The organism is Kitasatospora sp. NPDC056800 (genome assembly GCF_042789775.1).
GTDB lineage: Bacteria > Actinomycetota > Actinomycetes > Streptomycetales > Streptomycetaceae > Kitasatospora.
This window is the reverse complement of the sequence record NZ_JBHUAL010000017.1, coordinates 60,683-73,048: the sequence shown is the minus strand read 5'-3', so window position 1 is coordinate 73,048 and position 12,366 is coordinate 60,683. Positions and strand designations below refer to the sequence as shown.

9 protein-coding genes are annotated in these 12,366 nt (G+C 74.8%); 4 read left to right on the top strand and 5 right to left on the bottom strand.

Features of this window, described 5'->3' with window-relative positions; genetic code table 11:
* Positions 1-2,174 (bottom strand): AAA family ATPase (locus ACFRQN_RS06310; RefSeq protein ID WP_380738639.1); only part of this gene is annotated, 2,174 nt, incomplete at its 3' end.
* Positions 2,171-3,340, bottom strand: a complete 1,170-nt coding sequence (locus tag ACFRQN_RS06305) for an exonuclease SbcCD subunit D (protein WP_380738637.1) — start codon at positions 3,338-3,340, stop codon at positions 2,171-2,173. The genes ACFRQN_RS06310 and ACFRQN_RS06305, both read right to left, overlap by 4 nt.
* 251 nt (positions 3,341-3,591) lie before the next feature.
* Between ACFRQN_RS06305 and ACFRQN_RS06300 the strand changes: the two genes are divergently transcribed.
* The 3 genes from ACFRQN_RS06300 (at position 3,592) to ACFRQN_RS06290 (ending at position 7,090) form a co-directional block, all read left to right on the top strand.
* A complete protein-coding gene (locus ACFRQN_RS06300) occupies positions 3,592-4,767 on the top strand; it encodes a hypothetical protein (protein WP_380738635.1) in 1,176 nt (391 codons plus the stop codon).
* A 302-nt stretch (positions 4,768-5,069) separates the two neighbouring features.
* Positions 5,070-5,726, top strand: coding sequence for an NUDIX domain-containing protein (locus tag ACFRQN_RS06295; protein WP_181970874.1), 657 nt, complete (start codon positions 5,070-5,072; stop codon positions 5,724-5,726).
* A 566-nt stretch (positions 5,727-6,292) separates the two neighbouring features.
* Positions 6,293-7,090, top strand: a complete 798-nt coding sequence (locus ACFRQN_RS06290; RefSeq protein ID WP_380738633.1) for an SGNH/GDSL hydrolase family protein — start codon at positions 6,293-6,295, stop codon at positions 7,088-7,090.
* A 197-nt stretch (positions 7,091-7,287) separates the two neighbouring features.
* On the opposite strand, the gene ACFRQN_RS06285 is transcribed toward ACFRQN_RS06290, so the two are convergent.
* Positions 7,288-8,253: a nitroreductase/quinone reductase family protein gene (locus tag ACFRQN_RS06285; RefSeq protein ID WP_380738631.1), complete on the bottom strand. Its 966-nt coding sequence runs from the start codon at positions 8,251-8,253 to the stop codon at positions 7,288-7,290.
* 347 nt (positions 8,254-8,600) lie between these two features.
* On the opposite strand from ACFRQN_RS06285, the gene ACFRQN_RS06280 reads away from it, so the two are divergent.
* Complete coding sequence (locus ACFRQN_RS06280) at positions 8,601-8,993, top strand: hypothetical protein (protein ID WP_380738629.1); 393 nt, start codon at positions 8,601-8,603, stop codon at positions 8,991-8,993.
* Positions 8,994-9,085: 92 nt separating this feature from the next.
* On the opposite strand, the gene ACFRQN_RS06275 is transcribed toward ACFRQN_RS06280, so the two are convergent.
* Together ACFRQN_RS06275 and ACFRQN_RS06270 are read right to left on the bottom strand one after the other, a co-directional pair.
* Positions 9,086-10,261 (bottom strand): polysaccharide deacetylase family protein, encoded by a 1,176-nt coding sequence (locus ACFRQN_RS06275; RefSeq protein ID WP_380738643.1) that lies wholly within the window; start codon positions 10,259-10,261, stop codon positions 9,086-9,088.
* Positions 10,262-10,472: 211 nt separating this feature from the next.
* Complete coding sequence (locus ACFRQN_RS06270) at positions 10,473-12,299, bottom strand: AMP-dependent synthetase/ligase (RefSeq protein WP_380738627.1); 1,827 nt, start codon at positions 12,297-12,299, stop codon at positions 10,473-10,475.
* Between the last annotated feature and the right edge of the window lie 67 nt (positions 12,300-12,366).

The following is a 12,366-nucleotide window of genomic DNA, read 5'->3' as shown; positions in this document are numbered from 1 at the left end:
GCGTCCGGGAAGCCCGCCGCGGCGGCGGCCTTGCCCAGCTCCTCCTCGGCCTCGCCGAGCCGGGCCGCTGCCTCCGCGTACGCCCGGGCGGCGACCGCAGCCGCGGCGACCGCCTCGGTGAGCCGGGTGAGGGCCGTGGCCCGGTCGGCGACCGAGGCCGCCTCGCCCCGGGCGGCCGCAACCCGGGCGGTCAGCGCCCGCTGCTCGGTGTCGAGCGCCAGCAGCCGGTCGGAGAGGACGGCCGCGCGCTCCTTGGCCTCGTGCAGCTCGTCGACCCGGCGGGCACGGTCCTGCGACAGCCGGGCGATCTCCTGCTCGACCCGGCCGAGCGCCTCCGCCGCGTGCCGCGCCTCGCGGTGCTCGCGCTCCAGCCCGGCGAGGGCCTGCGCGAGCGCCTCCGTACCGTCCGGCCCGGCCGCGCCGGACGCGGTGGCCTCGCGCACCCGCAGTGCGGTGAGCGCCTGGTCGGCCTCCGTCCAGACCCGCTCGGCGGCGGCCTGTGCCCGGCGCGCCCGCTCCTCGTCCTCGGCGCCGACCTGGCTGCCGGGCGCGGCCTCGGCGGGCGCCGGGTGCTCGGGTGAGCCGCAGACCCGGCAGGCCTGGCCCGCCCGCAGCTGCTCGGCCAGCTCGGCGGCCATGCCGCTGAGCCGGCGGTCCCGCAGGTCCAGGCTGTGCTCGCGGGCGTCCAGCGCGGCGGTGCGCAGAGCGACGACCCGGGGCTCCGCCGCGGCGATCTCGGCGCGCAGGCCGTCGCGCTCCCGGGCCGCGCCCAGGCGGACGGTCAACTCGGCGCGCTGCCCGTCCAGTTGCTCGACCCGCGAGGTCGCCGACCGGGCCTCGGTGTGCTGCTGCTCCAGGCGGGCCAGCCCGTCCTCGAACTCGGCGAGCCAGTCCTCGGCCTCCTCGGCCAGCTCCTCGGCGGCTCGCCGGTCCTCCGTCAGGGAGCGCTGCTCGCGGGCGAGTTCGGCGCAACGCCGCTCCTCCGTCCTGGCCGCCTCCAGCCGGACCACCTCGGCCCGCAGCCGCAGCTCGCCCTCGGCCAGCCCGGCGGTGTCCGCCCCGGCGAGCTCCCGGCCCTCGCCACCGGAGCCGGCCAGCGCCTCGCGGTGCCGGCGCTCCGCCAGCCGGGCGCGACCGAGCGCCTCGGCCGCGCTCTCCCGCAGCCGCAGCGCCGACTCCACCCCGACGGCCTCCTGCGCGGCGGCCAGCCGCTGCCGGTCCGCGGCCGCGGCGGGCTCGAAGCCGGCCAGCCGCTCGGCCAGGCCCACTGCCTCCCGGTGCCGGCGCTGGCGGCCGGCCAGCTCCTCGGCGGCCTCGCGCCACTCCTGGGCGGCGCGCTGGGCCGCCCCGGCGCCCGCGAGCGCGGCCTCGGCGACGGCGAGCTGCTCGGCCGCGCCGCTGCGCAGGACCGCCGCCCAGCCCAGCACCCCGGCGGCCAGGCCGGCGGCGTCGTCCTCGGCCGGCACCCAGCCCGCGGCGGGCTCGGCGTCCGGGCCGGCCGCCTGCTCGGCCTTGCTGGCGAGGTCCCGCAGCCGCCGCCGGCCGGCCTGGACGGCGGCCTCCTGGCCGCGCCGCTGCTCGGCCAGCCAGGCCTCCACGTACTGGAACCGCTCGGTGTCGAACAGCCGCCGCAGCAGCTTGCCGCGCTCCTCCGAGTCGGCCTTGAGGAAGCGGGCGAAGTCGCCCTGCGGCAGCAGCACCACCTGGCAGAACTGCTCCCGGTTCATGCCGACCAGCCGGTGGATCTCCTCCCCGGCCTCCTGGTGCGACTTGCTGAGCCCCCGCCAGCCGGGCGTGCCGTCGCCCGTGTCGGCGACCCACTCGCGCAGCAGGGTCTGCGCCCGCTCCACGGTGGTGCCGGTGCCGACCTTCTTCGGCCGGCGCTGCTCCGGCAGCCGGGTGACCTGGAGCCGCCGCCCGCCGAGGGTCAGCTCCAGCTCCACCGAGGTCAGCCGCTTCGGGTCGGCGTGGTCGCTGCGCAGCCGGTTGGCCCGGCGCGCGCCCGGCGTCTCGCCGTACAGGGCGAAGCAGACCGCGTCCAGCACGCTGGTCTTGCCCGCGCCCGTGGCGCCGCGCAGCAGGAACAGCCCGCCGGCGGCGAGCGCGTCGAAGTCCACCGTCTCGCTGCCCGCGAACGGGCCGAAGGCGGTGACGGTGAGCTTGTGCAGCCTCATCGGGGCAGGTCCGCCTTCCGGTCGGTGGTCTCCCGGACGTGCTCGAAGCCCTCGCGCAGCCAGCCGAGCTCGTCCGGCTCCGGCTCGGCACCGGGGCGGACGTGCCGCAGGAAGCCCTCCGCGATCTCCAGGTCCCCGCGGCCGCTGACCCGCGCCGCGTACGACTGCGAGGGCTCGGCCTCGCTCCGCTCGGGGTCGAACAGCAGCTGGAGGGTGTGCGGGAAGCGGCTGCGCAACCGCTCCATCGGCTCGCTCGGCCGGGCCGCGTCGGTGAGCGTGGCCTGCACCCAGGACTGCTCGTGCTCGGCGTACCCCTCCTCGGTGAGCAGCGCGTCGAGGGTGCCGCGCAGCGTCGCCAGCCGGCGCGGCTCGGGGCAGGGGACGCGTTCGGCCGTCACCGAGCCGTCGGCGGCCAGGTCGACCAGCCACATGGTCTTGCGCTGCTTCACCTCGGAGAAGGAGTAGGCGAGCGGGGAGCCGCTGTAGCGCAGGTGCGGGGCGAGCGTCTGGCAGCCGTGCAGGTGGCCGAGCGCCGCGTAGTGCACCCCGTCGAAGACCGACGCGGGTACGGAGGCGACGCCGCCGACCGCGATGTCCCGTTCGCTGTCGCTCGGCGCGCCGCCGGTGACGAAGGCGTGCGCCAGCACCACCGCCCGGGTGCCGGACGGGCGCGCCGCGAGATCCGCCCGGACCTGGTCCATCGCGGCGCCGAGCACCGCCGCGTGCCCGCCCTTCGCCAGCCCGAACCGCTCGCGCACCAGCGTCGGCTCCAGGTAGGGGAGCCCGTACACCGCCACCGGGCCGTGCTCGTCCGCCAGCAGGACGGGCTCGGCGCACTCGCCCGGGTCGGTCCGCAGGTGGATGCCGGCCCGCCCGATCAGCCCCGCCCCGACGCCGAGGCGGCGGGCCGAGTCGTGGTTGCCGCTGATGAAGACCGTCGGAACCCCGAGGTCCGCCAGCCGGTGCAGCACGTCGTCGAACAGCGCGACCGCTTCCAGCCCGGGCAGCGCCCGGTCGTACACGTCCCCCGCGACCAGCACGGCGTCCACGCCCTCGGACCGGACCACTTCCACCAGGTGGTCCAGGAAGGCGCGCTGGGCGTCGTGCAGGCTCTCCCGGTGGAACGAGCGCCCGAGATGCCAGTCGGAGGTATGCAGCAGTCGCATGGTCCCCGACCCTAACGCGCAGCACTGACAATCCCGCCCGGCCCGGTGGAAACCACACGTCCCGGAACTCCCGGGAGTTCTGGGGGGACGGCGGGCCGCGGGTGCCGTGCGGTGCCGGTGAGGGTGGCGCTGAGCTTGTTCGATTACCTGGGGTGAATTGTCAGTGGCTCTGTGTATGTTCCTCGGCGTCGGCCACCCCCGGTCGGGGCGGCCGACGAGGTCCGGAGTCGGGCGAGCGAGAAGGAGGAGTCATGACTGTCGTGCGGGAGTCGGTGTGCGAGGCGCTGGGCGCTGCGGCGGGGCGTCCGTCGCGGGGGCGGCGGCGGGTGCTGGTGATGGCCGGGCGGAGGCCGGGCGGCGGTGTCGGCGGGGTGTCGGCCGCCGGGCCCGGCGGCACGGCACCGCCCGGGGCCGGCCGGCCGCCGGGGGCCCGTGCGGGAGGGGACGGAGCGCGGGCGGTCGGGCTCGGCGGGCGGGTCCGGGGCGCGCCGCCGCCCCAGCCGGTGGCGGTGGCCCTGGCCGTCGACGCCGGGGACTTCGCCGGGCTGGCGCGGTACGGGCTGTTCGGCGGGCTCGGGCACCAGGCCTACCTGCGGCGGGCGGAGGAGCAGCTCACGGCCCTGCACCGGCAGGGGCTGGAGGTGCACCTGCGGGTCCTGGAGGCGGGCGACTTCGAGGACTACTGCGAGGCGCTCGGCCTCGATCCTCGGATGCCCGCCGCCCGGGTCGCCTACGCGGGCGATCCCGAGCTGGCGGGGGAGCCGTTCGTCTACGCGGGGGAGCGGCTGGCCGAGCTGCTCCCGGTGCTGCTGGACGACCACCGGGCGCGGGTGCGGATGTCCGTGGCCTGCGCGGCCCTGCTGGACGCCGTCGGCGAGGACCCGGACGGGCAGTTCCGGATGGCGGCCGTGATGCGGTACGTGACGTCCGTCTACCTGGCGCTCGCCGAGGGCGCGGGGGAGGGGTGCCACCTGCTGACGCTGCGCTGCCACGGCCCGGAGGACGGCGAGGAGCTCACCTCGGCGGTGGACGTCTGCGTGGAGGAGGGGCGGCTGTACCCGGCCGGGCGGGACGCCGAGGCGTTCTGCGTCACGCTCGCGGCGGGCGTCGCCCTGGGCGGGGAGGGGGCGTTGCTGCTGCACGGCGATCCGTCGGCGGGTGTCCGGGCCGCCGGTCAGGCCGACGGCCGGTCCGCCCCGGCCAGGGGCCCGGCCTCCCCGGCCGACGACGCCGGGCTCCGGCCGCCGGTGCTCGGCTGGGCGTTGACCGGCGGGCGGCTGCGGCCGATGACGGCGCACGAGGTGTTCGACGAGCTGGCCGACGACGCCGCGCGTGGGATGCCGTTCCCGCCCGGGGTGGACCCTCGGCCCGGGTTCCCGCTGCCCGGCTTCCGGGGCGCCGGGGAAGGGGGTGGGCCGCTGGGGTGATCGGGGGGCTCGTCGCCTCCGCGTCCACCGCGTTCGCTGCCTCCGTGTCCACCATGCGGCGCTGGGGACTGTTCATCGACCGCCTGTTCGGGGAAGATTCGGAGAAGATCAACAGCAGGAGCGTGCGGTGCCCCACGCCGCCGCTCCGGCCGCTCCGTACCGCGCCCTGCAGGTCCTCCCCGCGCACCGCCGGTCCGGCGAAGCCCGACAGCGAGAGGGGGACGGATGAGCGAGCGGAGCGAGCTCGGTGCCAGGGGGTGCGCAGGGGCGAGCACCCCCGCCGAGCGCCGCGGGGCGAGAGCATGAGCCCGATCGAGTACAGCGCGGAGATCGCCGAACTGCTCGGGAAGGTGCGGCGGCGTCCCACCGCGGGCTGGCCGTGGCGGCCGGGTGAGCAGGTGCCGGAGGGGCTGCCGGTCAAGCAGTCCTGGGGGTGGCTGTTCGCACCGGACGGGCGGGTGCTGACGCTGGTGAACCCCCGGGACGGGATCTGCTCGCTGCCCGGCGGGTCGCTGGAGCCGGAGGACGGCGGTGATCCGGCGGCCGCCCTGGCCCGGGAGGCCGCCGAGGAGGCGCAGGCCGTGATCGGCCGGCCGTACTACCTCGGCTACCTCTACGACCGGGTCGGTTCGGCGAACGGCGGGCACGAGTGTGCGCGGGTCCGGATGGCGGCGGCGCTGCGGGCGGTCGGCCCGAGCGTGGCCGACCCGGCCTCGGGGCGGCACTACCGGCGGCTGCTGGTCGCGCCGGGCCTCGCCGTCGAGCTGCTCGGCTGGGGCGCGCCCGGGCTGCGCCAGGCTCGGGCGGCGGTCGCCACCGCCGCGCGCTGGCTCGGCGTGCCCGCGGCCGCGAACGAGGCGATCGAGGAGCTGCCGGTCGAGGGCTGCACGGTCTCCCCGGGCGCCGTCTACCCGGGTGCCGTGCACCTCGGTGGTGGCCGCCCCGGCGTGCACGGCTGACCACGCGCGTCGCCGTACTCCTGCGCGACCTCCTGGCGGGGCGCTTTGATGCGCTGCCCTGGCGTGGTGTCCCGCCGTGCTGCCTTGACGCGCTGCCTTGACGCGCTGCCACATCGCGCGGCACGTACGGCAGGCGCGGCCGTGGCGGACGTCAACCGTCAGCCGCATGCGTCCAATCAGCCGCACGGGTCCGATCAGGCTCACCGGTGAATTTCACCGCTTCCGCCGATGCCCTGTTCCGCCCACCTTCTGACGTGCCTTGAGGTGTTCCGTCAGCCCCCCCTGCGTCCCTCGGCACCCGCTTCGAATCTGACTCGGCGGTAACCGGGCGGCAGCCCCCCGCTTACCGTGCACAGAACTTCCGCAAGTTGCCGGTCTACGCGCGCTGCGCTACGCGCGTCACCGCGTACCCCCGCTGACCTGGGCGAAATCCCGGATTGTCGGCGGCAATTCATCTCCGGGCTGTCGGACGGCCCGTCAATATCCTTGGCATGACCGCTTCCGGGTTTGGCTACCGCCTGGTATCACTTCTGTGACCCTCGCCACGCCACCCCACTGGAGATGCGATGATCCGCCCTGCCCGTGCCCTGTCCATCGCCGCCGTAGCGGCAGGCCTCACCATGACGACGCTCTTCGCCGCGTCGTCCGCGAACGCCGCCGGTGTCAACTACGTGGCCCTCGGGGACTCGTACTCCTCCGGCGTCGGTGCCGGCAGCTACCTGAGCGACAGCGGCAGCTGCAAGCGCAGCACCAACGCGTACGCGTACCTCTGGAAGAACGCGCACGCGCCGTCCTCCTTCAAGTTCGTGGCCTGTTCGGGCGCCAAGACCGGTGACATCCTCAACAGCCAGATCTCCGCCCTGGACGCCAGCACCACGCTGGTCAGCATCTCGGTCGGCGGCAACGACGCCGGTTTCGCCGACACCATGCAGACCTGTGTCCTCGGTTCGGAGTCCGACTGCGTCAACGCCGTCAACACCGCCAAGAACTACGCCACCACCACCCTGCCCGGCCAGCTGGACAAGGTGTACTCGGCGATCAAGTCGAAGTCCCCCAACGCCCACGTCGTGGTGATGGGCTACCCGCACATCTACAAGATCGGCGGCAGCTGCATCTTCGGTATCGGTGACACGGCTCGCGCCGCCATCAACAGTGCCGCCGACACCCTGGACGGCGTCCTCGCCAAGCGGGCCGCCAACGCCGGCTTCGCCTTCGGCGATGTCCGCAACGTCTTCGCCGAGCACGAGATCTGCGGCTCGCTGACCACCTGGCTGAACAGCGCCACCCTGCCGGTCGACGAGAGCTACCACCCGAAGGCGGCCGGCCAGTCCGGCGGCTACCTGCCGGTGTTCTCGGCCTCCTGAGGACGGTAGGCCGTAAGGGCCTTCAGGGCCGTAGGAGCCGGATCGGCCCGCAGCGGTCGTCGTGGCGGACCGCAGTAGCGAACCGTTTTGGCGGACCGTCGTCACGGACGGGCTCCGACGGGCACCGTCCCGTCCTGGGGCATGCCGGTGCCGCCGTCCCCTCCCACGTTTCGGGAGGGGACGGCGGCACCGCCGTTTCAGCGGCCGTTCGGTGCCGATCCGTTCGGCGCGGATCCGTTCGGCGCGGGCCTGCCCGGGGCCGGTCCGGTCGGCGGGAAGGGGATGCCGGCGAGGACCGGCAGGAGTTCCGCCTCCTCGAAGTCGAGGTGCGCCTCCAGTTCGGCGGACATCCGGTCCAGCTCCGTACGGAGCCGCTCCGGTTCGGTGACCGCGATCCCGGCCAGCAGGGCCACCAACTCCTCCTTGATCCGCCCGATGGCCCGGTGCTGCTCGTCGAGCCGCGCCAGGACGTCGGCCAGCTCCGGGTGGCTGCGCGCGAGGGCGGGGAACACGGCGGTGTCCTCGCCGGTGTGGTGGTGCGTCAGCCCGTCGCAGAAGGCCAGGCAGTGCTGGCGCAGCTGCAGCCCGAGCGGGGCCGGTCGGCCCGGGAGGTGGGCGTGCGCTTCCTCCCGTACGTGGCGCAGCTGTGCGCGCAGCCAGGTGTGCGCCTCCAGCAGCTTGTCGGCGAGGCTGCGCACCACCGGGGCGGGGCTGACGGAGGGCGGCTCGGGTCGTTCCAGGGCGACGACCGGCAACTCCCGGTCGGTGTGCGCCTGGTAGTCGCCGTAGCCCGGAGCCTGCCGGACGACGGCGGCGAACAGCCGTTCCCGGCGGTCGCCTTCGGCGGGCACGGCGACGGTGTCGAAGGCCTCGACGCCGGATCCTGCGCTGTCGAAGGCCTCGGCGCCGATCTCGACCCGGACCACCGGGTGGGCGAGGAGGTTGCGGTACCACTGGGGGTGTTCCGGCGCCCCGGCGGCCGAGGCGACGACCAGGAGCAGCCCCTCCGCCCGGACGTACCCGAGCGACACGGTGTGCGGCCGCCCGGAGCGTGCCCCGGTGGTGGTCAGCAACAGCAGGTCGCCGCCCTCGAACGGGCCGCCGACCCGCCCGCCGTTAGCGCGGAACTCCTCGATGACGTTCTGGTTGAAGGACATGGGCATGCGTGTGTGGTGGATCTCCAGAGAGGAAAGGGGAAGTCGCGGTCACCTGCTGTGCCGAGTGCCGAGTGCCGAGTGCCGGAGCCGGTGATACGGCTGGTCGCGCGTCCGGCGGCGTCCGTCACGGGGCACGGTTCGCGCACGCGGGCAGCGCGGTGACCGCCCGGCGTCAGATCAGGGAAGCGGAGAGGGTGCTCATCGCGCATCGTCCCTTCGGAAAGGTGCTCGCTCGGCTGTCGGCCGGCCCACTACTCTGTGGCCGACGCCGCGCTGCACGCCCCCATTAGAGCCAGGCCGCGGACACGCTGTCAACGAGAACGATCGCCGCCGGAGAGGAACCGGAAGCCGCCGTGGAACGTGTGGTGGACCTCGACGACGCCGCCGCGCGGATCGCCGCCCGGGCCCCGGGATGGCGTGCGGCCCGGCTGACGGTGGGCCCGCTCACCTGGCGTGATCGGCTCGCCCCGTGGCCGCAGCCGCTGGAGACGGACCGTTCCCGGGTCGTCGATCCGGACTCGGTCGGCCTGCGGCTGGCCGACCCGCTGACCGGTGGGGAACTGGAGGTGGTGCTCTTCCGCGGGGGCTGGGCGGACGTGTCCTACCTGGCCGCCGGCTGGGAGGAGAAGCTGGTCACGGCGGGGGAGCACGAGGCGGGCGGTGCGATCCCGGCCCAGGACATCACCTCCGCGGCCGACTTCGAAGCGCGCCTGATCGGATGGACGGGAGACGTCTTCGGCGGCTGAGCGCCGGAGCGCGGGAGCACCCGAGCGAACGGCGACGCGCCGCCGCCCCCCTCGGAGGCGGCGGCGCGTCCGTCAGGCCCGGACGGTGCCCGTCAGCGGAGGTAGTCGACCAGGCCGGCCGGCTTGAGCCCGGCGGCGTCGGCGGCGGCGAGGGCGCGCTGGAGGTCGGAGGCGAGGGTGTCGGTCCAGTGCATCAGGACGACGTCGCCCGGCTGCAGCAGGCCCGGGTGCCAGATGTTGGCGGCGCCCCAGCTGAAGTCCGCGTCGGCGGTGAGCACGGTGCGGATGCCGCAGTTGGCGGCGGCCTGCAGGGTGTCGGCGTTCCAGGTGAAGTACGGCGGGCGGAAGAACGTCGGCGTGGTGCCGAAGATGCGGGTCATGGAGTCACGGGCGTCGCAGATCTCGACCTGCTGCCGTTCCAGCGGGAGCGTGCTGAGGTCGGTGTGGGAGACGCTGTGGTCCTGGACCGAGGAGCCGGGTACGGCGGTGACCCGCCGGAAGAAGTCCGGGTCGGTGGCGGCCGGCATCGGCAGCGGGAAGGCGGTGATCGGCAGCCGGTGGTCGGCGATGAACCGTTCCGCCTCGGGGGTGCGCTGCCAGCCGTCGTCCACGGTGAAGAAGACGACCTTGTCGTTGGTGGGGACGGAGCCGGTGGCGACGGCCGGGGCGGGTGCGGGGCCGTCCACCCGGACGTCGTCCACGGAGAACGGGCCCTGCTGGTACCAGCCGTGGACGTACAGCCGGATGCTGCGCGCGTTCGGGCCGGTGGTGAACCGGGTGCTCAGCCGCTGCCAGCCGCCGCCGGTGGTCTCCGTCCAGGCGGGTGCGACGTCCTTGCCGGTGCCGGTGGCGCCCAGGTAGACGAAGTTGCCGCGCACCCAGGCGGAGGCCGTGTAGGTGGTGTTGGGCTGGACCGCGACGGTCTGCGCGCACTCCCCGGTGGAGTCGGCGTTCGCGGGGGTGACGGTCAGCGCGGAGGCGCCGGTGTGCGGGGCGTTGGCGGTGACGGCCGCTTCGGCCGGTCCGCCGGTGCAGCTCCAGCCGGGGACGCTGCCCCAGTCGGCGAGGTCGGGGGAGGGCAGTTCGAAGCCGGGGTTGGTGGCGAGGTTGACGGTCGGGGCGGCCTGGGCGCTCGGACCGCCGGCCGGGGCGGCGTCGGCCGAGGCCGCCGGTGCGGCGAGGCCGGTGAGCAGGGCGACCGAGGCGGCCAGCGCGGACAGGCGCGTGGACAGGCGTGTGGACGGGCGCGCGGACAGGCGTGTGGACATCGACACGTGAGGACTCCAGCAGGTGGGGGTACGCCCGTGGGGAGGGCGTGAGCGGAATCGGACCGTGGAACTCTGGATCGTCGCAACAATGGACTAGACCAATAAGGCCGTCAAGGGAACGGCGGATGAACCAGTTCGCCGCTGCGCGGTCATCCTGCCTGTGGCACAAGGGACAAGACGGTACGTCAAGGACCAGACGGACAGCCCCGGTTCAGGGCAGGTACAACTCCTCGATGTCCGTCGCGTAGTGCTCGGCGATCGCCGCCCGCCGCAGCTTGAGCGAGGGCGTCAGCAGCCCCTGCTCCTGGCTGAACTCCCGTGGCAGCAGCCGGAACGCGCGGATCGACTCGGCCCGCGAGACGGCCGTGTTCGCGGCCGCCACCGCACGCTGGACCTCCACGTGCAGCTCCTCGTCCGCGAGCACCGTCCACGGGTCCGCCTGCTCCCGCCCGTGGGTCTTCAGCCAGTGCGCCAGGGCGGCCGGGTCGAGCGTGATCAGTGCGGCCACGTACGGGCGGTCGTCGCCCACCACCAGGCACTGGGAGACCAGCGCGTGCGCCTCGACCCGTTCCTCCAGGGCCGCCGGGGCCAGGTTCTTGCCGCTGCTGGTGACGATCAGGTCCTTCTTGCGGCCGGTGATGCTGAGGTAGCCGTCCTCGTCCAGCCGGCCCAGGTCGCCGGTCGCGAACCACCCGTCGACCAGGGACTCGGCGGTGCACCGCGGATGGTTGAGGTAGCCGCCGAAGACCGAGCCGCCGCGCACCCACACCTCGCCGTCGTCGGCGATCGCCACCGAGGCGCCCGGCACCGGCTGTCCGACCGTGCCGAGCTTCTGCCGGCCGGCCGGGTTGGCGGTGATCGCGGCGGTGGTCTCGGTCAGCCCGTAGCCCTCGTACAGCTGGAGGCCGGCGCCGGTGAAGAACAGGCCCAGCTCGCGCCGGAGCGTGGAGCCTCCGCACATCACGCTGCGCACCCGGCCGCCGAGCACCGCCCGCAGCCTCGGGTAGACGGTCCGCTCGTACGCGAGGTGGCGCAGCCGCAGGGCCGCGCCCGGTCCGGGGCCGCGGCCGAAGGCCTTCTGCTCCCGGGCGGCGGCCCAGTCGACGGCCACCTGCCGGGCCTGCTCGAAGAGTTCGCCGCGCCCGGCGTCCTCGGCGGCCCGCCGGGCCTGCTGGAAGATCTTCTCGAAGACGTACGGGACGGCGTGCAGGAAGGTCGGGCGGAAGGTCTCCAGCGCGGGCAGCAGCGCGTCGGTGGAGACCTCGGGGATGTGCCCGATCCGGAAGCCGCCGCGGATCGCCGCGATCTGCACGGCCCGCCCGTAGACGTGCGCGAGCGGCAGGAACAGCAGGGTGGCGGGGCGGCCGCCGCCGGTGTCGCGCAGGACGTCCCCCCAGCCGGCGAGCAGGGCGTCCGCCTCGGCGGCCAGGTTGGCGTGGGTGATCAGGCAGCCCTTGGGGCGGCCGGTGGTGCCCGAGGTGTAGACGACGGTGGCGATGTTCCCGGCGGCGACGCCGAGGCGCTGGCGGTGCACCAGGGAGTCGGGCACGCCGAGGCCGTCCTCGGTGATCGCGGCGACGCAGTCGCGGTCCAGCTGCCAGATGCCGGTGAGGTCGGGCAGCGCGTCGCAGACCGCGCCGACGGTCATCGCGGCGTCCTCGTCCTCGACCAGGCAGGCCACCGCCTGGGTCTCGGCGAGGATCCAGCGCACCTGTTCGGGGGAGGCGGTGGGGTAGACCGGCACGGTGATCGCGCCGATCGACCAGAGTGCGTAGTCGAACAGCGTCCACTCGTAGCGGGTGCGGGACATCAGGGCGACCCGGTCGCCGTAGCGCACGCCGTGGGTGAGCAGACCCTTGGCCAGGGCGAGCACCTGGTCCCGGAACTCCCGGGCGGTGACGTCCTGCCACTGCCCGTCCTCGGTCCGCCGGGACAGCTGGACCAGGTCGGGGGTGCGCCCGGCGGTGTCGTAGAGGGAGTCGGCGAGTCCTCCGGAGGCCTCGGGCACGGCCGGGGCGGGGGTGGTGAACTCGCGCACAGTCCTCCCCAGTTCGGTGCCGGTAGTACGGGGTGGGCCGAAACTATCGGATCACCCTGTCACTGCC

Bases quoted from the DNA above. Each gene is read 5' to 3' on its own strand.
- ACFRQN_RS06305 (WP_380738637.1), bottom strand. From the start codon at position 3,340: ATGCGACTGCTGCATACCTCCGACTGGCATCTCGGGCGCTCGTTCCAC.
- ACFRQN_RS06300 (WP_380738635.1), top strand. From the start codon at position 3,592: ATGACTGTCGTGCGGGAGTCGGTGTGCGAGGCGCTGGGCGCTGCGGCG.
- ACFRQN_RS06295 (WP_181970874.1), top strand. From the start codon at position 5,070: ATGAGCCCGATCGAGTACAGCGCGGAGATCGCCGAACTGCTCGGGAAG.
- ACFRQN_RS06290 (WP_380738633.1), top strand. From the start codon at position 6,293: ATGATCCGCCCTGCCCGTGCCCTGTCCATCGCCGCCGTAGCGGCAGGC.
- ACFRQN_RS06285 (WP_380738631.1), bottom strand. From the start codon at position 8,253: ATGCCCATGTCCTTCAACCAGAACGTCATCGAGGAGTTCCGCGCTAAC.
- ACFRQN_RS06275 (WP_380738643.1), bottom strand. From the start codon at position 10,261: ATGTCCACACGCCTGTCCGCGCGCCCGTCCACACGCCTGTCCACGCGC.